General features: G+C 43.5%; 21 protein-coding genes. 1 reads left to right on the top strand and 20 read right to left on the bottom strand.

What is annotated here, in order from left to right:
• The first annotated feature begins 118 nt into the window (after positions 1 to 118).
• Positions 119 to 1,048, top strand: a complete 930-nt coding sequence (locus tag J7K40_07485; protein ID MCD6162240.1) for a hypothetical protein — start codon at positions 119 to 121, stop codon at positions 1,046 to 1,048.
• A gap of 126 nt (positions 1,049 to 1,174) precedes the next feature.
• On the opposite strand, the gene J7K40_07480 is transcribed toward J7K40_07485, so the two are convergent.
• From J7K40_07480 to J7K40_07385, 20 genes are all read right to left on the bottom strand, one after another.
• Positions 1,175 to 1,702, bottom strand: coding sequence for an acetyl-CoA carboxylase biotin carboxyl carrier protein subunit (locus J7K40_07480; protein MCD6162239.1), 528 nt, complete (start codon positions 1,700 to 1,702; stop codon positions 1,175 to 1,177).
• Positions 1,703 to 1,729: 27 nt separating this feature from the next.
• Positions 1,730 to 3,235 (bottom strand): acetyl-CoA carboxylase biotin carboxylase subunit, encoded by a 1,506-nt coding sequence (accC, locus tag J7K40_07475; GenBank protein ID MCD6162238.1) that lies wholly within the window; start codon positions 3,233 to 3,235, stop codon positions 1,730 to 1,732.
• Positions 3,236 to 3,301: 66 nt separating this feature from the next.
• Positions 3,302 to 4,021 (bottom strand): hypothetical protein, encoded by a 720-nt coding sequence (locus tag J7K40_07470; protein ID MCD6162237.1) that lies wholly within the window; start codon positions 4,019 to 4,021, stop codon positions 3,302 to 3,304.
• A 252-nt stretch (positions 4,022 to 4,273) separates the two neighbouring features.
• Positions 4,274 to 5,074 carry an enoyl-CoA hydratase/isomerase family protein gene (locus tag J7K40_07465; protein MCD6162236.1) on the bottom strand — a complete coding sequence of 267 codons (801 nt, stop codon included), beginning with the start codon at positions 5,072 to 5,074 and terminating at the stop codon, positions 4,274 to 4,276.
• A gap of 150 nt (positions 5,075 to 5,224) precedes the next feature.
• The gene (locus J7K40_07460) at positions 5,225 to 6,832 is read right to left on the bottom strand and encodes a methylcrotonoyl-CoA carboxylase (protein ID MCD6162235.1); all 1,608 of its coding nucleotides are present in this window, start codon (positions 6,830 to 6,832) and stop codon (positions 5,225 to 5,227) included.
• 137 nt (positions 6,833 to 6,969) lie between these two features.
• On the bottom strand, positions 6,970 to 7,557 hold the full coding sequence (locus J7K40_07455; GenBank protein ID MCD6162234.1) for a hypothetical protein: 588 nt from the start codon (positions 7,555 to 7,557) through the stop codon (positions 6,970 to 6,972).
• Between the two features lie 81 nt (positions 7,558 to 7,638).
• The gene (locus J7K40_07450; GenBank protein MCD6162233.1) at positions 7,639 to 8,031 is read right to left on the bottom strand and encodes a Zn-ribbon domain-containing OB-fold protein; all 393 of its coding nucleotides are present in this window, start codon (positions 8,029 to 8,031) and stop codon (positions 7,639 to 7,641) included.
• Position 8,032: 1 nt separating this feature from the next.
• Entirely contained in the window at positions 8,033 to 9,193 is a 1,161-nt protein-coding gene (locus J7K40_07445; GenBank protein MCD6162232.1) for a thiolase domain-containing protein, read from the bottom strand.
• A 33-nt stretch (positions 9,194 to 9,226) separates the two neighbouring features.
• The gene (locus J7K40_07440) at positions 9,227 to 10,279 is read right to left on the bottom strand and encodes a hydroxymethylglutaryl-CoA synthase (protein ID MCD6162231.1); all 1,053 of its coding nucleotides are present in this window, start codon (positions 10,277 to 10,279) and stop codon (positions 9,227 to 9,229) included.
• Between the two features lie 329 nt (positions 10,280 to 10,608).
• The gene (locus J7K40_07435; protein ID MCD6162230.1) at positions 10,609 to 11,589 is read right to left on the bottom strand and encodes a diguanylate cyclase; all 981 of its coding nucleotides are present in this window, start codon (positions 11,587 to 11,589) and stop codon (positions 10,609 to 10,611) included.
• Entirely contained in the window at positions 11,589 to 12,476 is an 888-nt protein-coding gene (locus J7K40_07430; protein ID MCD6162229.1) for a tyrosine recombinase, read from the bottom strand. The genes J7K40_07435 and J7K40_07430 overlap by 1 nt, the downstream gene beginning before the upstream one ends.
• Before the next feature lie 188 nt (positions 12,477 to 12,664).
• Positions 12,665 to 15,895 carry a T9SS type A sorting domain-containing protein gene (locus J7K40_07425; protein MCD6162228.1) on the bottom strand — a complete coding sequence of 1,077 codons (3,231 nt, stop codon included), beginning with the start codon at positions 15,893 to 15,895 and terminating at the stop codon, positions 12,665 to 12,667.
• Positions 15,896 to 16,049: 154 nt separating this feature from the next.
• Positions 16,050 to 16,748 (bottom strand): hypothetical protein, encoded by a 699-nt coding sequence (locus J7K40_07420; protein MCD6162227.1) that lies wholly within the window; start codon positions 16,746 to 16,748, stop codon positions 16,050 to 16,052.
• 16 nt (positions 16,749 to 16,764) lie between these two features.
• Positions 16,765 to 17,406, bottom strand: coding sequence for a site-2 protease family protein (locus J7K40_07415; protein ID MCD6162226.1), 642 nt, complete (start codon positions 17,404 to 17,406; stop codon positions 16,765 to 16,767).
• Positions 17,407 to 17,670: 264 nt separating this feature from the next.
• Positions 17,671 to 18,297 (bottom strand): DNA-3-methyladenine glycosylase, encoded by a 627-nt coding sequence (locus J7K40_07410; protein ID MCD6162225.1) that lies wholly within the window; start codon positions 18,295 to 18,297, stop codon positions 17,671 to 17,673.
• Positions 18,284 to 18,478: a hypothetical protein gene (locus J7K40_07405; GenBank protein MCD6162224.1), complete on the bottom strand. Its 195-nt coding sequence runs from the start codon at positions 18,476 to 18,478 to the stop codon at positions 18,284 to 18,286. Before J7K40_07405 ends, J7K40_07410 begins: the two co-directional genes overlap by 14 nt.
• Positions 18,466 to 19,092 carry an MBL fold metallo-hydrolase gene (locus tag J7K40_07400; protein ID MCD6162223.1) on the bottom strand — a complete coding sequence of 209 codons (627 nt, stop codon included), beginning with the start codon at positions 19,090 to 19,092 and terminating at the stop codon, positions 18,466 to 18,468. Before J7K40_07400 ends, J7K40_07405 begins: the two co-directional genes overlap by 13 nt.
• Complete coding sequence (gene uvrC, locus J7K40_07395; protein ID MCD6162222.1) at positions 19,085 to 20,947, bottom strand: excinuclease ABC subunit UvrC; 1,863 nt, start codon at positions 20,945 to 20,947, stop codon at positions 19,085 to 19,087. The genes J7K40_07400 and uvrC overlap by 8 nt, the downstream gene beginning before the upstream one ends.
• Positions 20,948 to 21,324: 377 nt before the next feature.
• The gene (locus J7K40_07390) at positions 21,325 to 22,683 is read right to left on the bottom strand and encodes an NAD-dependent succinate-semialdehyde dehydrogenase (GenBank protein ID MCD6162221.1); all 1,359 of its coding nucleotides are present in this window, start codon (positions 22,681 to 22,683) and stop codon (positions 21,325 to 21,327) included.
• A gap of 693 nt (positions 22,684 to 23,376) precedes the next feature.
• A partial coding sequence (locus J7K40_07385; protein MCD6162220.1) for a sulfite exporter TauE/SafE family protein occupies positions 23,377 to 23,632 on the bottom strand: 256 nt, incomplete at its 5' end.

The following is a 23,632-nucleotide window of genomic DNA, read 5'->3' as shown; positions in this document are numbered from 1 at the left end:
CATCAAGCTAATATCGCAAGCATCAAGGATGGAATAACGGGGCTTCACTGTTGAGAGCGGTAGTTAGAAAAAATATAAAACGCGGTTTTTTACTTCAGGGATCGAAGCTGAAATTTAAATGAAGCATTCGGTAGCTAAAGCTGTAAGTGTATTTACAGTTTTCTTTATAATGTCGGTCTGTTCTGTTGCGCATGCGCAATCAGATAAGCAGGATATATTAACGGCAAATATTAGCGGTGATAATAAGCCCAATCCCGGTTATATCGTCAAGCCAGCCGGAGATAGCGACTCTGGTCATGTATCTTTGGATTACGGCGAAATCACACTAAACTGGACAGCGCCCGGCGATGATGGCAATTACGGGCAGGCGGCTGGTTATGATGTCCGCTATATCCTCTACAGCTCCGGACCGATTAATACCGAGCAAAGATGGCAGAATGCGATTCAGGCGGATGGCGAACCGACACCAGCCCCGGCAGGACAAGCCGAAACCATGATAGTAGCCGGGTTGGAATTATACACCAGCTATTATTTTGCTGTGAAATCATTTGATGAAGCCGGTAATTTCTCCGACCTTTCCAATTCGCCGGTTTTTACCGTAGTCGATTCGAGTTCCAGCTATTATTATATTGACACTGAGGAAAATGGCTGCGGCTCAATTTCTTATTCCCCCTACAAAGAAAGTTATGATTATGGTGATACGGTGGTGTTTTCAGCTGAGCCGTGCGAATCTTGGGAATTTGTAGAATGGGGCGGCGATATTGAGGGTGATGATAACCCCGTTACTGTCGTTATTACAAGCAGCTTAAATGTTGCCGCAGCATTTACCACTGATTTTATTCCCGGGGATGCTAATGGCGATGGAGTTGTTATTCTATCTGATATAACATATCTTATTGCCTATTTTTGCGGTTCAAATCCTTCGCCGATACCATTTTTAGCGGGTGATGCCAATGGCGACTGCGATGTAATAAGCTCGGATGTTATTTACCTCCACAACTATTTTAGAGGTTGCGGCGATTCTCCAATCAGGGGAGATTGCGAATAATTATTTACGTATAGCTGTTGAACTGGCTTATAAGATATGTGTGAAGTCTAACGTCTAAGGCTGTTTCTGATACTATAGTATGGAAAACTGGCAGCTGCATTATTCTAAAACATAAAATTGCAATTATTATTCTTCTTCATCCGGCTGAAGCATGATAATCGGCTGGTCGGGATTGACAAGATCGCCGGCTTCGAAATGCACCGATTTAACAGACCCGTTTGTAGGCGATTTTATCTCATTTTCCATTTTCATCGATTCGACAATCACTAACGGTTGACCTTCTTCAATCCTGTCGCCTTCACCAACTAAGATTTTTATAACCTTGCCCGGCATGGGAGTGGTAATCTTATCTTTATCGCCAAACACGGAATCATCCTGCGCGAATTTTTGCATGTCATCGCCGACTTTATCAAGCTTGATATTCCTGCCGTCAAGGTTAATGAAAATTGCGTCATCGGATTCGGCGGCATAAACCAGCCTGCTTTTGCCGTCAAGGATTATAGAAAGGCTGTTGGCTGAAATCTTAGAGATATTGAATCTGTATTCCTTTTCTCCTATCAATGCTTTGAAGCTGTCAGCTTTGAGACAATCTTCATTGTCAGCATCGAATTTTATCTTATTAACTTCATTCTGATAGGAAAATTCCTGTTCCATTTTATCGCTCCATATCTATTTTCAATTTCAGACCATGCCGCTGGCAATCTGCCAATCGCCGATTTGCTGCCAAGGCGAGGGCATCTCGGTAGTTTTAGCTGAATAGCCAGAACCTTTTTTGCCGTATTTGGAATATGCTGCCGCCGCAATCAAAGCTTCATCTAATATATTTTCGCCGGATTGCGGTTTCCATGATGGCATGTTCTTGTTGATAAAATCCGTATAAGTATTGCCTGCTATGAATTCGGGATGGCTGACTGTTTCGCGCAGAAATTCGATGCCGGTTTTAATTCCCAATATCGGAAAGTCTTTCAATGCGGAGACCATCCGTTTACAGCAAACCTCTCGATTGGGCGCCCAAGTTACCAGCTTTGAGAGTATCGGGTCATAATACACCGAAACCTCATATCCCGAATAGATGCCGCAATCATGACGGACACCCGGGCCGGTTGGCTCTTTCATATACAGGATTTTTCCGGCAGATGGCAGAAAGTTATTTTCGGGGTCTTCGGCATATATACGGCATTCGATAGCATGCCCGTTTTGCTTTAAGTCAGCTTGCTTAAGCCATAGCTTTTCACCGGCGGCGATTCTAATCTGAGCATGAACCAAGTCGATACCGACAACCATCTCTGTAACCGGATGTTCCACCTGAAGACGGGCGTTAACCTCAAGGAAATAGTAGTTGTTGTTTATATCTAAAAGCATTTCGACAGTGCCGGCGTTGGTGTAGCCCGATATCTCAACCACTTTCAGGGCTGTTTCACCCATGCGGCGCCGAAGGTCGTCATCGAGCGCAACCGAGGGGGTTTCCTCGACTATCTTCTGATGCCTTCTTTGAATCGAGCATTCCCTTTCAAAAAGGTGAATGGCATTGCCGTGATTATCAGCCAGCACCTGAAACTCGATATGGCGGGGCTGTTCGATATATTTTTCGAGATAAACCGAGGGATCGCCGAAAGCGGATTTTGCCTCGCGCATACCGGATTCTACAGCGGATTGCACCTCATTTTCAGAGTTGATGATGTGCATACCCTTGCCGCCGCCTCCGGCTGAGGCTTTGAGCAGCACGGGGTAGCCGATTTTTTCAGCCTGAGCTATGCCGTCCGCAGCATCGGTGATAGTGCCTTTCATGCCCGGAATTAAAGGTATGCCGGCTTTCTCGGTTACTTCACGGGAGGCTACTTTATCACCTACTAATTTTATCGCTTTGGAGTTTGGACCTATAAAGACAATTCCCTCTTTCTCACATCGTTCGGCAAACAGGTAATTTTCCGAGAGAAAGCCATAGCCGGGATGGATAGCCTCGGCGCCTGTTTTCTTAGCGGCCATGATAATCGCATCGATATTAAGATAGCTTTCGTTGGCGGGCGCTTCGCCGATACAGACAGCCTCATCGGCAATCTGCACATGCAGGGCATCGCGGTCGATAGTCGAATAGACGGCGACCGATTCGATATCCATTTCGCGGCAGGCGCGCATCACCCGGACTGCGATTTCGCCTCTGTTAGCGATTAGTATTTTTTTAAACATGTTGTTTCCTTAACTCACATTAGGGGCAGACGAATCCGCCTTTGGCGGATGTTGTCTACAAAATAATTAAAAACACTTCATATTTTTTAACCAATTAATAGTGTTATCAATAGCATATAGAATATCACTTTTACTATTATCATCTATTCCAATTTCATTAAGACATTGAACCTGCCATAAGCCGCTATTTACTATTTTATTTTTTGGTGAATCTTTTCCTAACCAATTTTTTGAGGGTTTACATAAATTACATTGTGCAATAGTTCCAATAAATAAACCTTCAAGTCCTTTACAGTTTTTTCTTATAATCTGATTATCTATTATTATAAATCTAAAAGAGAAATTGTCTCTTATAATTTTTGTAATATCTAATTCTAATTTTCTTTCCTTTTCAATATTACGCCTATTATTGTGTTCTTCTCTATTTTTCTTTTTAATAAAGTCTATTTCCCAGATATTACTATAACTATCATTATTCTTACTTAATATTGCTTTTCCAATATTTTTCCTAAAAATACTCCTATCAGATGGCTTAGGATTATTTTTATTGAAATTCATTTTCGAATTATCTAATAAATAATGTTCTTTAATCCGTTTTCCGAAGTTACAATTATTAGCTGTTCCAATTCTAACTATCCTTTGTTTTTTTCTACCATGTCCCCAATATTCCCCTTTTTCATAAAAAAAGTAAATCCCATTTAATGGAAGACAATTTTCATCAAATTGATATTGAATAATTGGCAATTCATTTAATTGTGTATGCAACCATTTACAATTTTCAGACATTTTCCTTAGTCCTTTATAGGTCGGCTTCTGCCGAACGGAGAAAACCGACCTAATATTAAAGAGGGCATATGCAATACGCCCCTACGCGAGGCTGTTGTTAAAAGCAAATATTTCTTAGATAATTCTCTCAGCCACTCATAATGGCAAGATGTAGATCGGGTTCCGACCGGAGGGAGAAACCCGACACGTTGCTTGCATGAGATTGCACAGATGTGCCTTGGGGCTTCGTCTTTTCGCTCCTCACAATGACTACTAAACATCCCCGCACCAATCCGGTTTCCGTTTCTCGAAAAAGGCTTTCATGCCCTCTTGCCCTTCATCGCTTAGTCGAAGCTTGGTGATAACCTCGGCTGTGTAGGTTCCTGCCTTATCCCTTGCCATGCCGGGCACCTCCGATAGAAGCTTCTTACACCAGCTTAATGCCTCAGGTCCGCTGGATATTAATTGTTTGACAAGCTGTTCGACTTTTTCATCAAGTTTATCCTCAGGCACAACATAATTGACCAACCCGGCGGCAAGACCCTTTTCTGCTGTCAGCCGTTCGCCGGTCAGGAAATACTCGCGGCAGTTTTTGTCGCCCATCCGACGGATGACATAGGGAGATATACAGGCCGGCACCAAGCCGATTTTCACCTCGCTCAAGCTGAATACCGCCTTGGGGGAAGCCACCACAATATCACAAACAGCAACCATGCCGGTTCCGCCGCCGATTGCGGGACCATTAACGCGCGCAACGGTCGGCAATGGGCAGTTTGCCATCAGCTGGAACATATCAGCCAGGTTTTGCGAGTCCTGAAGGTTTTCCTCATAGGTATAATTGACTACGCCCTTCATCCAGTTGAGGTCGGCTCCGGCGCAAAATCCGGAACCCTCACCGGTGAGAACAACTACACGTAAATTGTCTGCCTTGTTGATGGTTTTAAAAGCATCGGCCATATCCGCAATCATAGCCGCATTGAAAGCATTGCGCACATCCGGACGATTTAATGTAACGCGAGCTATTCTATCTATGAACTCGACTTTGATTGTTTCGTATTTTTTGTTTGCTGTCATTTCATCAAATCCTGGTTATCAATTATTGTTGGTGCACGAGAACGTACGCCAACCACAACATGAATATGCACCGCGCTCAGGGGCGTATTGCAATACGCCCCTGCGCGTTGGCGATATTAAAACACTTTTCCTAAACACAATATCTATCCACTACATCCTGAATACACCGTAACGCTGATCCGGAATCGGAGCATTTAAGGCCGCCGACAAGCCCAAGCCTATAATAGTTCGGGTATCCAAAGGATCGATTATACCGTCATCCCAAATACGAGCAGAGCTGAAATAGGGTGAGCCTTCATATTCATAATTATCAATAATCGGTTTTAAAAACGCCTCTTCTTCTTCTTTGGTCATGGTTTTGCCCTTTGCCTCCAGACCTCTTTTTTTAACCGTTAATAATACATTTGCCGCCTGTTCGCCGCCCATCACGCTGATTTTGGAGCTTGGCCACATCCAGATAAATCTTGGTTCGTAGCCGCGGCCGCACATGGCATAATTGCCGGCGCCATAGGAGCCGCCAATCATGACGGTTAGTTTCGGCACATCCGCATTAGCGACTGCATGAACCAGCTTGGCGCCGTTGCGGGCAATACCGCCATGCTCGTAATCCTTGCCGACGATAAAGCCGGTGATATTCTGCAGAAAAATAAGCGGGATTTTACGCATTGTGCACAGTTCGATAAAATGCGCTCCCTTTACCGAGCTTTCCGAGAACAGCACGCCGTTATTCGCCAGTATCCCAACCGGATAACCCATGATGCGGGCAAATCCGCAGACAAGCGTCTGGCCATACAATTCTTTGAACTCCTGAAATTCGCTGTTATCGACAACCCGAGCGATGACTTCGCGGATATCGAAAGGCTTTCTTATATCTTTTGGCATAACGCCGTACAGCTCTTTCGGGTCATATTTCGGTTCGACAGGTTCGGTTCTGCCGATATCGAATTTCCTTGGAGTCTCTAAACATTCGATAATATTGCGGGTAATCTGCAGAGCATGTTCATCATTTTGAGCATAATGGTCAGCCGTTCCCGAAATACGGCAGTGAACATCGGCGCCGCCCAATTCTTCATCGGTAACATCCACACCGGTAGCGGCTTTGACTAACGGCGGCCCGCCGATAAAGATTGTTCCCTGCTTGCGGATAATAACAGCCTCATCGCTCATCGCCGGCACATAAGCGCCGCCAGCAGTGCATGAACCCATCACTACTGCAATCTGGGGAATCCCCATGGCCGATAGTTTTGCCTGATTATAGAAGATAGTGCCGAAATGCCCTTTATCGGGGAAAACATCTTTTTGATGCGGTAAAAACACACCGCCGGAGTCAACAAGATAGACGCAAGGCAAGTGATTTGCCATAGCTATTTCCTGCGCCCGCACATGCTTCTTGATTGTAATCGGGAAATAGGTGCCGCCTTTCACAGTAGCATCATTGGCAACAATTAAAACCTCGCGGCCATGCACACAGCCGATGCCGGTAATAATGCCGGCAGCCGGAGCCGCGTTATCATACATATCATAAGCCGCTAAGGATGAAAACTCCATAAAAGGAGTGTTTTTATCGAATAGACCTTTGACTCTATTGCGGGTTAGAAGCTTGCCTCTTTTGAGATGCTTTTCACGGGCATAAGGCGGTCCGCCTTCTTTGATTTTGTCGAGACGTTCTTTTAGAAGAGCTGTTTTCTTTTTCCAATGCTCAACGTTTTGCTTAAATTCCTGGCTATTGGTATCAATTTTCGATTCTATCTGAAACACGAGAACCCTCTATCTTTTCAAGCTGTTATTTTTCTTATGCGTCAGGATGTCCGTCTCGGGCGGGCGATATCCTGACGCTGATCTCCGAAATCCAAAGAGGGCGTATGCAATACGCCCCTACGCGATATTCTGATGCGTCAGGATGGAAGCTTTGCGACATCCTGACGCTGGGCGCTGATAGGCAAACCAACAGGCCTTCTATCAGCATAAAACCCAAAACTTGAATACTCCCATTCATCGGGTGATTTTACTAATCCTCTCTTCACAGGATTATTGTGAATATAGTCCAGCTTATTTTTAATGTCAATTTCTTTAGATAAAGGTAAAACTCTGGGCTTTTCTTTCCAGAACCGGAACAATGATTTGCCACCAGTTTTTGAATAGAACACCGATGGTTCAATATCATTTTTTAAACAGAAAGATTTAAAGACACAGCTTTTTGCTTCTATCAAACGACGGACTCTACCAGACACAGAACGTCTTCCACCTTGAATAAACTTCTTTATATGTTCAGCGTGTTTACTTTGTAATAACATATGAAAATGCTCGGGCATTATTACAAAACCGATAATAACAACATCCCATCTTATTGTCATGCGATTAAAATCAAGGAAAAATATTGATAAGATTTCAGGATAGATCAATACTGGCTGCCAGCCATGAACTGTGCCGGTTACATGATGAACGGCATTATCGATATAGTAGTTTTTCCAATTTCTACTCATATAGCATACTTGTGTCAGGATGTCGCAAGCTTCCATCCTGACACATCACACTTTCTATCTTTTCAAACCGTTATTTATCAATTAAAATTCCGGAACGCCTTTGTAGCCATAACAGATAATACCGTCCTCGCCCTCTTTCTGTATCATTCTGAATTCGAGCTTAACAGGCATGCCGATTTTTATTTCATCCGGATCGCAATCGGCTATCTGGCAGAGGATTTTTACATCATCGCCAAGATTGACAATCGCTATCGGATAAGGCGCCTGGTCTACGAAAGGAGAAGGCGCAGTACGAATAATTGTGAAAGTTTCAACTTTACCGGCAGTGTTAATATTCTGTTGTTCAAACTCACGCGCGCCGCAGGCTGGGCAAACCAGCCGCGGCGGGAAATTTACTTTACCGCATTTTGTGCATTTAGCCGCCTCATAGCGGTATCTCTGAGGCATTTCTCTCCAGTATTTAGGCGCTGACATATTACATACCCTCCAGGATGTGAACGGCTGTGCTGGCGCCGCTGCCGCCCATGTTCTGAGCCAATCCAATATCCGCTTTCTTTATCTGACGCCCCTCGTCTGCCTCACCGCGAATCTGCTTGGTGAGTTCGACAATCTGGGCTACTCCGGTTGCTCCTACAGGATGACCTTTTGATTTCAAACCGCCGCTGGCATTCACGGGCTTTTTGCCCTCTATAATAGTTAAACCATCAGCGATAGCAGAGCCGCCTTTGCCCTTATCCACAAAACCTAAAGCCTCGATTACCATAATCTCGGCGATTGTAAAACAATCATGCACCTCGGCAAAATCAATATCAGCCGGTTTTTTGCCAGCCATCTCGAAAGCCTGTTTGGCGGCCAGTTCAGTTGATTTCAGATATGAAATATCTTCACGCTGAGCCAGCTGGATTGTATCGGTGGCATGACCGGAACCGATTATTTTGACCAACCGTTTTTTGCATATCTCTTTGGCTTTATCCATAGAACACAAAATAACCGCGGCTGAACCATCGGTAATAGGCGAGCAATCTAAAATAGTCAGCGGGTCGGCAATCATAACCGCATTTTTAACCTGTTCAACAGTGATATCCATCCTGAACTGAGCTAAGGGGTTCAGTTTGCCGTTTTTATGGTTTTTGACCGCTACTTGAGCAAGCTGGTCGCGCGTAGTGCCGTATTTGTTCATATGATGAGCAGCCATCATCGCATACAAGCCGGGGAATGTTATGCCATTATATACTTCGTATTCCTGGTCGGCGGCGGAGGCTAAGCCGAAAGTGGCTCCAGCGCCGTCAACATCGGTCATTTTCTCGACACCTACTGCCATGACTACATCTGCCATGCCTGAGGCTATATGCATATATGCCGAACGCACCGCTAATCCGCCGGACGCGCAAGCTGATTCTACGCGAGTAGCCGGGATAGGACACAGACCGGAATAATCAGGCCCGATTGCGGCTAAATGCTCCTGGTCGGTAAACAACCCGGATGACATACAGCCTATATACATCGCCTCGACTTTATCCAAACCGGCATCATCAAGAGCCAACATGGTGCTCTGGGCAATCAGATCACGGATCGACGTTTTCCAGAGTTCTCCCCATTTGTTCATCCCGATACCGATTATTGCAACATCTCTCATTTATTATCCTCCAAAATTCTATTCAAAATGGGGTTATGAACTAAGCTTCTTAATCTTGCCGCGATATTTCGAATAAGTACCATAATCAAGATATTTCCGGCGGTCTGATTCAAGCTGAGCCCTCGTTTGCGCTACCATATCCTGTACTTCTGTAATACGGTCGGTTGCCTGCCAGATGAAACCATCACTGCCAGAACCGGAACCATAAGATACCATTAGGATTTTATCGCCGGGTTTGACGATATCCAAAACCGCAGTTAATCCTATCGGGGAAGCGCCGGAGTAAGTGTTGCCCAAAAGCGGCGACAACCAGCCTTGCTCTACCTGTTCTTTTGTAAAGCCAAGCTTTTTGCTGGCCATCATCGGGAATTTGCCGTTTGGCTGATGGAAAACCGCATAATCAAAATCAGCCGGCTTCATATTGGCTTTTTCCATGATAGCATTAGCACAACCCAGAGTATGCTTAAAATAGGCAGGTTCGCCGGTAAAACGCGAGGCGTGACGGGGGTAGAACTGGTGTTCGCGCCGCCAAAAATCGGGCGTATCAGTCATAAAAGAATGCGTGTAAAGGCATTCGGCAACAAGTTTATCTTTGCCCATCACAAACGCCGCTGCTCCGGCAGAGGCAGAGTACTCTAAGGCATCACCGGGAGCACCTTGTGAGGTATCGCCGCCTACTGCGATGCCGTATTCGATTTCACCTGCTTTGACTAAGCCCATAGCCACAAACATGCCCTCCGAGCCGGCTTTGCAGGCAAACTCGAAATCGGCGCAATGACAATCGGGAACTGCGCCGATAGCCTCGGCTAAGGTCGTGCCGGATGGCTTAACCGCATAGGGATGAGATTCTGATCCGATGTAAATAGCTCCCACTTTTGATGGGTCGATACCGGCTCGCGTTATAGCACGGCGAGCGGCTTCTACCGACATCGTGATAGTATCCTGATCAGGACATGGCACCGATTTTTCCTGAAGCATCATACCTTTTTTAAAGCTTACAGCATCCGTGCCCCAAACTTTGGCTATCTCTTCAACTTTAATTCGGTTGCGGGGTAGATAAGCTCCATATCCAACAATTCCAACCATTCAGTAATCCTTTCGTTGAGGAATTATCGTAAAAGTTTAATTATTTCCAATATTCAATTGGGCTTCAATGTATAAATTTAGCAGGTTAAAGTCAACTGATTTAGATAGATGGGTTTTGGCTGTTTTTAGATATAGTTATAGCCCGGATTATTCATAAATTTTAATCCGTTATAGGCGGACTCTTCTGTCAGAATTGTTGGAAGTAACTTCCGACAGCACAAAAAACTCTGTATTCTTAATTGGTTCCTGATATTGCTTCTATTATATTATTGTCTATGGGATTAAAAGCTGACTTCTAATAACAAAATGGATTTTATGATTAATCCGGGCTAATACTTTTTCCGGCGTTCTATCATATAATTAGAACCCGACAGCGTTTTAGTATATTTTTTTAAGTCCGCAATCATATGTGACATTTCGCCAATGTGCGTAAATGTATGCCTTTGATTAGGCAAGACAGCAATCGATAGGGTCATTATAGGAAATCTTTCCATCTCGCCTTTTCTATTGATAACATCAATATATCCTGCTTCACGATCGGCATGGCTGTATTTGAATGGAATAACCCTGTCGAATATTTCGATAATTTTTTTACATACTATATCCACCTTCGACAAAGGAATTATATAAACAAAATCATCACCGCCAATATGACCAACAAAACCGTTTTCAACTAAATCATGGACGGTATTACGAATTATATATGAAACCAGCAAGATTATTTTGTCGCCATAAACATAACCGTGATAATCATTATAGGCTTTAAAATTATCTAAATCGCCATAGCAAACAGCTATATTTTCATCGTTCTGAAGTCGGGTATTGATTTCTTTTTCAATTGCCGATGGACCCGGCAGTTTGGTTGTCGGATTGACTGAAAGATCGCGCTTTGAACGGTTTATGAGCATTTCCATTTTGGCGGTAACCAACGCATAATCCCAGAAGTTTGTAATAACCTCATCAATGCCGCTTCGGTATGCTTCGATAAGTATATCCCTTGCCGGAGCCGGATGAAACATAATTATAGGGATAAATTGAAGCGTAGAATCGCGTTTGATTCTGCGAATGAATTCCATCATCCAATCGGAGGGACCATTGCCTGCGATTACAATCATCTCCAGCTTTGCCCGATGGCAATGAGTTAATATCTCATCGATATTTGAAATCTTATGGATAACAACTTCATACGACCCGATTGACCGCAGAATCCGATCCTCTACTGCGGTGCCTTTCTGGATTAAAGCGCAGTGGAATTTCTGTGTTTCAGCCTTTTCCTTATAATCCGGCTTTGTGGTCATTTCTGTCGGCATTAATTCCATTTCTCCCGTGGATGAAACTCTCGATGTTCAGAGATTATAAAATCGCGGTCTAAGTGCGTATATATCTCCGTTGTTGATATATCGGCATGTCCGAGCAATTCCTGCACAGCTAAAAGATCCGCGCCGCCCATAAGCAAATGACTGGCGAAACTGTGGCGAAAGGTATGCGGCGAAATATTCTTGTCAATACCCGCTATCAGACAATATTTTTTCACGATTCTCCAACCGGTCATTCTTTGAAGCGGGTTGCCGCGGCTGCCTAAGAACATATAATCAGCGCTTTTATTATTGGCAAGCTTAGGTCTTGCATTCTCTAAATAAATTTTTAATGCCTGCCAGCCAGCCATACCTAATGGCACAACTCTCTCTTTTTTTCCTTTTCCAAACAATCTCACCAACATCATCTCCGGGATTAAATCATCCTTTCGGCAGTTTAATGCCTCGGAGATTCTAGCTCCGGTTCCGTATAAGAACTCCAACAGCGCTCTATCGCGTATGCCAAGTAGAGTATTAGTATCGGGCATTTCCAGAATCTTTATAACCTGTTTAATCGTCAACGTTTCGGGCAATGGCCGAAAGATTTTAGGGCCGGCTATGTTATTTGCCGGGTTGATGTTGATTTTCCCAATCCGGACTGCATATTTGAAAAACCCCTTTATAACGCTTAGACTTCGCCCAATCGAGCTTGATGACAGATTTGCTTGTTGAAGCGTTATAAGGTAATCGGTTATATCAAGCGGCGAAATCTCTGTTATTTTTTTATTCGCGAAATGTTCCATAAACCGATACAAATCATGGCTGTAAGCCTCTATGCTATTGGGCGATGAACCTTTCTCTAAGCGCATGCTTTCTAAGTATATTTCGGCTATATCATGCATACCTGTATTATAAACTACACTCAATGCCGCTGTCAATTATATCGGCATAAAATAAAAAAAGACCTTATTGCAGAGGGTTTCTGTGCTGTCGGAAGCTACTTCCGACAGCTCTGGCAGAAGAGTCCGCCTATAGCGGAGCCGTTCACTGGCGTCAGGATGTCGCAAGCCTCTATCCTGACGCAAAAAATTTACTTAAGCAATGTCATTTGATTAACTTTAATAAAATCTCCGGTAGTGATTTTGTAATAGTAGATGCCCGATGACACATTTACTGCCTTCCAGCTGACAGTGTGATAACCGGCTTGCTTAAAGCCATCAACAAGCGTTGCGACTTTCTGTCCAAGTATATTATAGACAGACAATTCTACATCTGACGCTTCGGGAAGTGCAAAGTTGATTGCGGTTTGGGCGTTGAATGGGTTGGGGTAGTTCTGGCTCAGCGAATATGCGGCAGTCAAAGCGATATTTTCATTCTCGATACCTGTAGTATCACCTACTATTAGGGTAGCCGGCACATCAATATCATCAAGCTGATGGTTTTCATCATAGGAACAAATGAGGATATCGCCATAGTAGGCGCCTTCATCCAAATCGGAGGCATTCATAATTATCCCGACCTCAAACTCGCCGCCTGCCGGCACCACGCCAGAAGATGTATTTACGCTTAGCCAACCAGCTTTGAGTATAATAGCCAAATCATTGTGGACATAAGGCGCATTACAAACTACCTGCAAACCGATTGTTCCGGAAGCATCCTGAATGCCTATGGTACAATAGTCAAAGGGAGGATTCATATCGAGATACTGATATTTAATCTTGCCGTCAGGATAGAAAATAACCTGGAAAGTAAACGGTCCGGTTCCATTACCATAGTCATAGGCGGGAACATCAACATAAGAAACAACTGTCATGTTCTCATTGGTTAGCCAGTATATCATGCCGCCATCATTAGGCGCTAAATCTTCCCAGAACGGCGCTATAAGGTTTTCGGGAGAATCCGAAGCGGGAATTTCTCCATTATTATAATCATTATCGTCGCTTGTGAATGAGATAAATCCGTTCGAGCAAATCCTGAAACTTGAGAATGTTTGACCATAGAACGGGAACTGGAATGCCATATTGAATGGCCCCTGGTTGTCATCATCAGCCATATAAAGCGGGCTGCCATAGCCGGCAATATCAAGCCAATTAAAAGATGCCCCGTTTGGCTCATCCGAATCAATCCATTTGTAGCCAAATTCATCAGGACCGCCAAAACCAAGAGCAACCGGCAGGAAGCGCTTATCGGGAGCAGTGCATGACTTGTCATACTCGGAGCTATTGCTGTAGCGCTTAGCGGATGCAATGCCATGTCTGTATGGAGCATCGGCTGTGTAAAGTCTGTCTTCGGTTGTTGTTTCGATAGAGAAATTTACCGGTAAGCCGCCATCATTGGTCAGGGTTAAAGCAATGTAAGCAATACCGCCGAAATCAACCGTATCGCTGATTTCATATGGATTGACTATTAGTTCGCCCGGAGCGCAAGGCGTTGCCGAAACTTCATTTGATGGTTCCGATTCTTCAATATCGCCGTCATTATCGTATACTGCGGTGCAGACATAATAGTAAGTAACGCCGTTTTCAACATCATTGTCATTGTATTCGGTTTCACCAAGATAGCCGGAATTAATTTTGTGTTCTTCATCAACAGGAACATCTGGTGTAAGAGAGCGATAAAGATTATAGCCAAGCAAAAGCTCCGTATCAAGAGCAACCGGATTATCGTCCATATATGGATTAGCCGGTGTTAAGACTATGTTGTTGCCATTGGAACGTATAGAGGCTCTTATAAAGTTGTCGCCATCAATATTTGAATACAAAGACCAGGTGCCGCTAATACGAGCCCATTTATTTTCCGGGTAATCCGTATAAGCATCAAGGCAAAGAGCGTCATACGGACCTACATTGGTTGTGTTGTTAAAAGATACCCACATTTCGTCAGTTGAGCAAATTAACGGAGGATCGAAAAAAAGATTTATATCCTCACCCGGCGAGCAGGTTGTTATTTCCGAATATATCTGCGTTTCCGGATTGCTGCAACCTTGCCAGATTCCGATTTCGACAGGATCGTGAGCATCATCCGGCCATGGCCATTGCGTATCGCCCAGAGTTAATACATGCACCCAAACAGCATGAATTTCTATCGGCGCGACTGCCGCGAAACGGCTTGCGCTAATATTTTCCGCCGAGCAAAAATAATACATGTTATCAATAACGCCGTCATCATAAACAATAGTTGAGCAGGCAGAACCGCCCGGCTCAGACCATTCTAACGGCACTTCGCTGTCCTGATTGCTTACAGCAGCAAGGTCTTGAGGCGGCAAGTTAGTTGACAAAACCAGAAAATCGTAATTGAGAACATCATTGGCAGTGTCTTCATCGGCCTCAAAAAAAGATATGGCAGACAACATATAAGTTCCTTCATTGATAGGATTATAATCGGGGAAGGAATAATCAATTTCGCTTTCGGGATCCAAACTGTTGATAACGCCCGTTTCTCTATATACTTCTTGCTCGTTAAATGTAATAATAAGGGAAACATCAAAAGATATTCTCTGCGTTCCAAGGTTGGCATAAGCTACAGCCGGCGTAAAAGGATTATCAACCTGCCCGAAACCGGCAGGTGAAACAAAGGCAGTTGGCGCTGCATCAAAATCAAATGCCGCTGGAGGATTGAATAGAATCGCCATATCGCCATGTATATAAGCCTGATTGCAGCAAACTTGAAGACCTACCGTGCCCATGGCATCCTCTATGCCGATTGTTGCGGAATTATTGCCATGTCCGGCATCAGCCATAGAGCCATATTGGTATACGATATCGCCATTATCATGAAGTATAACCTGGAAATGAAGAGCGCCGCTTTGAAAATAATAGGGAACGCCATCATATGAAATAACGAAAATACCCTGTTCGGAATCACTGTAATAATAAACCTCGCCGCCATTGTTGGGAGCTAAATCATCCCAGAAAACAGATAGCAAATTATTAGGCCGGGATGTATCCGGGATAGAGGTATTCAGATATTCATTTTCGGTACCGATGAATGTTATCCAGCCATTCGAGCAAATGTTTACTGAGGTGAAAGTATTCTCATAAAATGTGAAATCAAATCCAATATCGAAAGGCCCCTGGTTGTCATCATCACCCAACGTAAGCGGAGTGCCTATATCAGCAATATCAATCCATCCGAAAACAGGTCCGCCTGGTTCATCGGAATCAATCCAGGTATAGCCGAAAGCATCCGGGCCGCCGCTATCGAGAGTCATAGGCGGATACGCTTTATGAGATTGTTCATTCTCCTTGGCGCTGGCAAAACTGAGAATAAAGAGAATTGCCAGCATCGCGAAAAATAGAAAATTTACAGCTTTAAATTTCATTATTACAGCGCAGTAATTCCTTAATAATTCCCTAAAGTTAAATCCTGAATTTTTACAATTATTCCATACATTATATAATCAACATAAGACAAAACCAATATTTGTCAAGTTGTTTTAGCGTATTGTCCGCATTAACCCGTTGAACGATAATATATTAAAACTTTGGCAGGAAAAAGGATGTTTTCAAGCTATGATTAGCTTTTATTTTATCTATTTTGTACTCCAAGACTGTATTTGGCTGAAATGAATATATTTTTATTCGCCCCGGAAACATTATATTATCAGAAGATAATTTCCAATCGTAATACTCTGCATAAGTCTTATCGCTCGAACTTATAAATGTCTGCCTTACCGGCGTTAGTGAATCTCTGTTTATTTCCATAATTATTTTGCAATTATCAGCGCCGTATGAATAAGTAAAACGCGACCCTGTTTGTTTAATAAAATCAACATCTGCGTACTTGCGAAAATAGAAAACCGCCTGCAATAATTGTTCGATATCTATCTGAAACTTGCCATTTTCGAAATTTATTCGGTCGCCCTGATGAAGTTTCTCATGATATTGTTCGCGAGGAATCTCCCAGAATCCTGAATCGCCGCAAATGGCTCCCCGCGCTAAGTCAACTCCAAGAGTTCCCTCTGCCATAAAAGCAAAACTATCAGGGGAAGCATAAAGCAGTTGAAGTTTACAGTTATATGCTTTATCAGCGGTGATAGATAAATCGCCGCTTATCGCTAGCGAATTAATATCATTATAGCGTTGAAAAAATCCATCCCGGATTTCCTGCGGGTTATTCGAAACATTGCTGATTTTCACCTCGGGTTTGGGACCGCAGGCAAATAACATTAGCAACAGCAATGGAGTTATTCTAAAACGCAAGATTTTGTCCTGTAAATATGCTGCCGAAAATCCTGAGAAACGGGCCAAAGATAATCCCAAAGATATTTATATGAGTCATAGTTGAAATAACTATAATACCCAAAAGAATCATTGAACCCATACGATTAAAAGTTTGAAGCTTCATGTATGTTTCATAGGACACAAGCCCTTCCAAAATATGAAAACCATCAAGAGGGGGTATTGGCAAAAGATTAAAGACAGTAAGGATTAAATTTATCCATACCGCTAAGAATATCATGGATAAAATCACTTGACCTACGTCGGAACCGATTAGCAGCGGGCTTAAAATTCTAAACAGTATGCCAAATATAAAAGCGCTTATAAAATTGGATGCCGGTCCCGCTAAGGCAATCCAGATATTATCGCGTCGAGGATTTGCCAAGTTGGCAGTATTAACCGGAACCGGTTTAGCCCAGCCAAATCCTATAAATAATAGTGCCAATAAGCCAAATAAATCCAGATGCACCAAGGGATTTAATGTTAGCCGCCCCATATCCTTGGCGGTTGGGTCGCCAAGCCTGTAGGCGATATAGCCATGAGAAAATTCGTGAACGGTTATCGCCAAAAGAAATGCCGGCGCCAATAAAACTAAGCGTTCAAGATTAAACAAGCTGTCCTCCGAAATGAATCTTTAATAGTATTAATAAAACCATCCTTATTAAACAATATCTCAAGTATTAAGATAATAAATGCACCGCGCGTAGGGGCGTATTGCATACTCCCACTCTGGTTACCAAGCGGCGCTTGGCAACCAGAGTTGTTTGTTGCTTTATCATCAACCAGAGGGCTTATCCGCTTCGGAGGATAAGCCCCTACGGGCAGCGATTTTATACCATTTAAAATCGATAAAATTTTTCAAGTCAATAACCATCTGTCAACAATCCGCATAAGGTTTCGCCGTTTCTTTCACATAACGCGCCATTTTTGAGACATGCGGGTTGCCATTGATATAAAATCTCCATTTCTTATCGGCGCCGTTATCTCCTATACCGATGCGTGTCGAATGCCAGATATTATCAATATGCTTCTTATCATCAAGTACATATATCGTATTTCCGGCAACATCAAGGCCTTTTTGCGCCGTGGTTATATTTAATGCTTTAGCCAGCTTGCCAGGTCCGCTGCTTACATCCGACAGTTTTTTAACTCCTCTGTTTCGCTTCATAGCTTCAATACCATAAAGCGGTTCCAAACCCCTAATCAGCACGGCGGCTGGAAACCCTTTTCTCTCTGTTACGATGTTTAGCATGTAATGGTTGCCGTAGGTAAAATATACATATAAATAGCCGGCGTTTCCATACATGATTTCATTTCTCGGCGTCATCCCCCGGCAGGCATGACAGGCAGGGTCATCCTCGCCGATATATGCCTCCAGCTCAACTAACCGTCCCCCAAGTTGCTCACCGTTTATATTGTATATCAAAATCTTGCCAAGAAGATTTACAGCTGCCTCAAGAGTCGGCCGCTTATAGAATGAGCGATTCAGTTTACTTGTTTTCATAAAATGGCTTAACAGAAATATTGAAATTACCGATTAATTCAAGCGTCGAATTTATATTTGCGCCAAGACTGTCAGCATGATGCGCACCCGAACCGATGGCATTAATTGCGGCGCCCATTTCAACTGTTTTCTTCACAAAATCGGGGTGGACATGTAAATCGCAGGGTATTATATCAGCCATGGATTTATTTCTCGTTCTTTGCCGATTGTAGTTTGCGGTCCATGTCCCGGATAAACAATGGTTTCATCGGGAAGAGTCAGCAATTTCGACTTTATGGCATTTATTAATGTTTCATGATTCGCGCCGGGTAAATCAGTGCGTCCTATAGAACCCCAGAATAAGGCGTCGCCGGTAAATACTATACCGTCAGTTAGAAGGGAAATCCCGCCGGGAGTATGCCCGGGAGTATGAAGCGTTTTAAGCTGAATCCCGCCAATTTCGATAATGTCGCCGTCATTTATAAATTCATCGGCGGCATCGATAGTAAACTCCGTATCATGATATGCCGATAGATTGGCTTTGGCATCGGTAAGCATCCCGGCATCATCAGGATGAATCATAACAAGGGCATTAGTGATATTCTTCACCTGAGAAACCGCCCCGATATGGTCAATATGACCATGAGTTAGAATAATCTTTTCCACTTCCGCATTATACTTATTAATCAGCTTTTCGATTCTAAAAAATTCATCGCCCGGATCGATAATAATCGCCTTATTATTACCCCTCACTAAATAACAGTTTGTTTGAAACGGTCCAACTTCAATAAAATCAACTTTTAGAATACTATTCATCTGTATCTCCCGAATGAAAATGTTCATATATTTTAACTGCTAATGTCTTTGGAATTCCGCTAATGTTTAAAATATCCTGCAAGCGGGCATTTTTTATTGCCTCCACCGAGCCTAAGGCGCCAAGCAAAATATATTTCCGCTTATCGCCTACTCCCGGAATATTGTCAAGCTCCGATGCCGCAACATTTTTTGACCGCAGTTTACGGTGATAATTTATCGCAAAACGATGAGCCTCATCCCGCACATGCTGAAGGAGCCTCAATGCCGATGATGTTCGCGGTATGCTAATCGGTTCCGGTCGTCCGGGAAGGTACACTTCCTCGAATTGCTTGGCAAGCGAGGCGCATTGCTGTGAGGTTATTCCCAGCTCGCTTAAGGCGTTTAAAGCGGCTCCCAATTGGCCTTTCCCGCCATCAATTAACAGCAAATCAGGATAATCCATATTATTTTCAGCGAGATGATTGAAATACCGGCCGACTACTTCAGCCATCATTGAATAATCATCCTGTCCCTCAACGGTTTTAATCTTGAAGCGGCGGTAGCCTTTTTTAAGAGGTTTTGCCTCGCTGAAAAAGATTACCGAGCCTACTGCATCGCTATCGCCAAGATTTGATATGTCGCAGGCGGCAATAGTGCGGGGAATGGTTTTGAGATAAAGGTCTCTTTGAAGGCTTAACAGTATTGCCGGCGGTTTCTTCTTTATGGTGCTTTTTTCCGCCAACAATTCATTTAAAAGCAGCTTGGCATTTTTCTCGGCTAATCTAATCAGTTTAAATTTTTCACCTTTTTTTGGTTGAATCATTTTAATGCCGAAGCTTTTCTTTGATAAAAACCATAGCTTAATCAATTCCGGTTCCTCAAGCTCTTCCGGAGTATATATCTCAGAGGGCAAAAATGACGTGGTTTTATAATATCTTATTATAAATGAGGATAGTATCTCGCCTGTTTGAGCCTCCTCAGGGGCGGTAAGATAGAAATGCTGTCTGCCAATTAATATCCCTTTGCGAATTTGCAGAACAACAATGCAAACATCAGCTACCGCGCGGGCAACTACAATTATATCTCTATTGATTAAATCACCCGAAACAACTTTTTGCTTTTGTATTATCGATTGCAAGGCTCTAATTTGATCGCGGGCAGCGGCGGCTTTTTCAAATTCCTGTCTATCGGAATGTTCCATCATTTTGGCAGTTAATGTTTCAACAACCTCATCCGAGCGGCCGGAAAGCATCAATATAACCCCTTCGATTATTTCATTATACTCATCCGGCGTTGTCCTGCCCGGCTCACAACATCCGGGACATTTACCTATAAAATAATCGAGGCAGACTTTATACTTGCGCGGCGATGGTATTGCCAGATTACAGGAACGCACGGGGAAAATTTTGCGAATAAGCTTCAGGGTCCAACGCATCGCTTTGGCTTGCGTGTATGGTCCAAAATATTTCGCCTTATCATTTTTAACCTGACGGACAACCAGCAGTCGGGGATATATTTCATTGGTAATTTTTATATAAGGGTATCTTTTATCATCTTTGAGGTTTACATTATAGCGCGGCTGATTTTCTTTAATAAGATTAGATTCAAGGATAAGCGCTTCGAGTTCCGTATCGGTAGCCAGCGTTTCGATGTCTGCAATTAATGAGACAAGCTTCTGGGTACGCGGATGAGCTATTGTTCTTGAAAAATATGATCTTACGCGTTTTTTAAGCGATTTGGCTTTGCCTATATAGATTATTTTTCCCTCGGCGTTTTTAAAAAGATAGACTCCGGGTGAATCGGAAATATTTTTCAATTTGGTTGAAAATTCAACGCCGGCGGCGTTCTGCAAATTTTGCTTTTCTGAATCGCTCATGCTTAATATTAAGCTTTAAGATGCTATAAAGTCAATAATTAGCGTAAATAAACCTGTTTTATTCATAAACTCCAGTATCGATACAAAATTATGTAAATTCCTCTAATCCGCATTATTCATAAACTCTATAGGGTAATGCAGCAGCATGCCAATCTGTCATTGCTCCGCCACGGCGGAGACCAAAGGGAGCGCGGCAATCTGTATGCCCTAATTTGCATGGCAACAAGGAGATTGCCGCGTCGTCCGCCATAGGCGGAGCAATGACTTTCTTATATTTTTTTTGAATAATGCGGGCAAAACTAACAGGCTATATTTCGCTGCGGCTTGCCTAAATTAAATAATGATTATCTATGTAAATATGCTTCAAATCATTTGACTCAGGCAATCCAAATCGTCTTGATATTGACAAATTCTTTTATGCCATAATGCGAAAGCTCCCGTCCGAAACCGGATTTTTTTATGCCGCCGAATGGTAAACGGGGATCGGATTTAGTCATGCCGTTGATGAATACCGACCCGGTCTCGATTCTGCGAGCGATTGATTCAGCCTTGCGCAAATCCTTCGACCAGAGACTTCCCCCCAACCCGAATTCCGAATCATTGGCAACCTCGACAGCGTCTTCGGCATCTTTCACTTTGATAATCGCGGTTACCGGACCGAATGTTTCCTCATTGTAAACCGGCATTCCCTTTTTGACATCAGACAAAACAGTAGGGAGATAGAAAGCTCCGGGTCCCTCAGCTTTTTTACCGCCGCAGAGAAGCTTAGCGCCAAGCTTGATTGATTTTTGAACCTGCCCGTCCAACTCCTCGAGTAAGTCCATCCTCGCCATCGGGGCAACCTGTGTATCATCCGAAAGCGGGTCGCCGATTTTTAGCGATTTCATTATCCGGGTATGCTCCTCCTCGAATTGCCTTGCCGCCGATTCGACTACAATAAACCGCTTGGCGGCGATACAGCTCTGGCCGGCGTTAATCATACGGGCTGTAACTGAGGTCTCGACGCAGGCTTTTATATCGGCGTCCTCCAGCACGATATACGGATCGGAGCCGCCAAGCTCAAGGACTGTCTTTTTAAGCGCCTGCCCGGCTATGGATGCCACCTGCATGCCCGCCGGTTCGCTGCCGGTAAGAGTAACCGCTTTGATACGATTGTTCTTGATTACATCAGCCACTTTGCCGGAGGCTATCAGCATCGTTCTGAATATATTTTCCGGAAATCCCGCTTCATGAAAAACCCTCTCGATAGCAAGAGCACAGCCGGGAACATTCGAAGCATGTTTCAAAACGCCGCCGTTGCCAGCCATCAGGGCCGGCGCGGCGAAACGGAACACCTGCCAGAACGGGAAATTCCAGGGCATCACAGCCAACACTACGCCAAGCGGCTCGAAAGCGGCAAAGCTTTTGCTGGCATCGGTTTCGATAATCTCATCCTGAAGGAATCGCTCGGCGTTGCCGGCATAAAAATCGCACACCCAGGCGCATTTCTCGATTTCGGCGCGCGCTTCGGCGATGATTTTCCCCATTTCGAGTGTCATTGTTCGGGCATATTCCTCTTTGTTTTCGCGAAGGTTATCCGCCGCTTTATGCATCAATTGTGCCCGGTCGCCAAAGGGTATTTTCCGCCAAGATAGATGTTCATTATGGCAGGCATTTATAATTTGGCTGGCTTCTTCTTTGGTATGTTCTTTATACTCTTTTATGAGTTCATTAGTAGCAGGGTTGATGGCTTTCATATTTTCACCTCGTTAGGGTTTATTGTCCATTAATCAGTTTTATTGATATATTTAGTGATATTTGGTTATTAAAATCAAGCAGATATATCAGGTTTTATCTAAAACAATCTACTAGTTTTTCTTATCTCTCATGATGGAAACGAAGTGACATCCTGAGGGTACCTTTGGTATCAGGATGTCGCAAAGCCTCCATCCTGATACATAATAAACCATCAACGACAAAGGTTACATCATCCGTAATGAAACGAAAGGAACTATAGGCAAGGTAGCCCAGGTTTGCGGCGTGGCGATGCCTCCAACTTTACGCCATGCCCCATGTCCGCAGACAGGCGGGCGCCGGCAGGCAGGAAAACGTTAAACAGACAGTCTGAATTTGTTGTAATAAGCTGAAAAAGTGAGGCACTACACTTTTTTGCGCTTTGTAACCTGCTTATAGTAAATTGCTTAACAAATCGAACTGTAGAAGATGAGTATGGCTAAAAAGGCTGCTTGAAGTTGCAACAACAATCAACTATACGCCAAAATCTACAACTATAAACTGAACGTTAATTTAAAAGTTTTGTCTTTTGCGCAGCCAACCCCCGCTTTTTATATCCCCTTAATGACCAATGAGTTACAAAATTGATTGTACACCTTTTATCACTCTCAGCAAACTTTCAACCAACTCAAGTCCTTCCTTATACAACTCACTAATCAATTACCAATACCAGAATTTAGAATCATGAGTAAAGCTGCAATTAGAGTAGTGACGGCAAAAAGTGTTTTTAAGTATTTCGGTTTTGTTTTAAGAGCAGTTTTACCTCCTAACACTCCGCCAAATATCGTTATAACCGCAATTGGTATAGCCCAAGAAGGATTGAAACTCCCATGCAATGCATGTCCTAGAAAACCAGTGAACGCCGTTGCCGCCACCATCGCAGACGCTGTCCCCACAGCAATACGCATGGGA

The sequence above is a fragment of the Candidatus Zixiibacteriota bacterium genome (assembly GCA_021159005.1).
In the GTDB taxonomy this organism is placed as follows: Bacteria; Zixibacteria; MSB-5A5; order UBA10806; family 4484-95; genus JAGGSN01.
The sequence above is the reverse complement of the archived record's forward strand: the minus strand, read 5'-3'. Positions and strand labels throughout refer to the sequence as shown.

Coding starts and splice junctions, on each gene's coding strand:
- accC (MCD6162238.1), bottom strand. CDS start 3,235: ATGTTTAAAAAAATACTAATCGCTAACAGAGGCGAAATCGCAGTCCGG.
- J7K40_07400 (MCD6162223.1), bottom strand. CDS start 19,092: ATGAATAGTATTCTAAAAGTTGATTTTATTGAAGTTGGACCGTTTCAA.
- uvrC (MCD6162222.1), bottom strand. CDS start 20,947: ATGAGCGATTCAGAAAAGCAAAATTTGCAGAACGCCGCCGGCGTTGAA.
- J7K40_07465 (MCD6162236.1), bottom strand. CDS start 5,074: ATGACAGCAAACAAAAAATACGAAACAATCAAAGTCGAGTTCATAGAT.
- J7K40_07425 (MCD6162228.1), bottom strand. CDS start 15,895: ATGAAATTTAAAGCTGTAAATTTTCTATTTTTCGCGATGCTGGCAATT.
- J7K40_07485 (MCD6162240.1), top strand. CDS start 119: ATGAAGCATTCGGTAGCTAAAGCTGTAAGTGTATTTACAGTTTTCTTT.
- J7K40_07445 (MCD6162232.1), bottom strand. CDS start 9,193: ATGAGAGATGTTGCAATAATCGGTATCGGGATGAACAAATGGGGAGAA.
- J7K40_07410 (MCD6162225.1), bottom strand. CDS start 18,297: ATGAAAACAAGTAAACTGAATCGCTCATTCTATAAGCGGCCGACTCTT.
- J7K40_07390 (MCD6162221.1), bottom strand. CDS start 22,683: ATGAAAGCCATCAACCCTGCTACTAATGAACTCATAAAAGAGTATAAA.
- J7K40_07440 (MCD6162231.1), bottom strand. CDS start 10,279: ATGGTTGGAATTGTTGGATATGGAGCTTATCTACCCCGCAACCGAATT.
- J7K40_07430 (MCD6162229.1), bottom strand. CDS start 12,476: ATGCATGATATAGCCGAAATATACTTAGAAAGCATGCGCTTAGAGAAA.
- J7K40_07480 (MCD6162239.1), bottom strand. CDS start 1,702: ATGGAACAGGAATTTTCCTATCAGAATGAAGTTAATAAGATAAAATTC.
- J7K40_07450 (MCD6162233.1), bottom strand. CDS start 8,031: ATGTCAGCGCCTAAATACTGGAGAGAAATGCCTCAGAGATACCGCTAT.
- J7K40_07470 (MCD6162237.1), bottom strand. CDS start 4,021: ATGTCTGAAAATTGTAAATGGTTGCATACACAATTAAATGAATTGCCA.
- J7K40_07435 (MCD6162230.1), bottom strand. CDS start 11,589: ATGCCGACAGAAATGACCACAAAGCCGGATTATAAGGAAAAGGCTGAA.
- J7K40_07405 (MCD6162224.1), bottom strand. CDS start 18,478: ATGGCTGATATAATACCCTGCGATTTACATGTCCACCCCGATTTTGTG.
- J7K40_07455 (MCD6162234.1), bottom strand. CDS start 7,557: ATGAGTAGAAATTGGAAAAACTACTATATCGATAATGCCGTTCATCAT.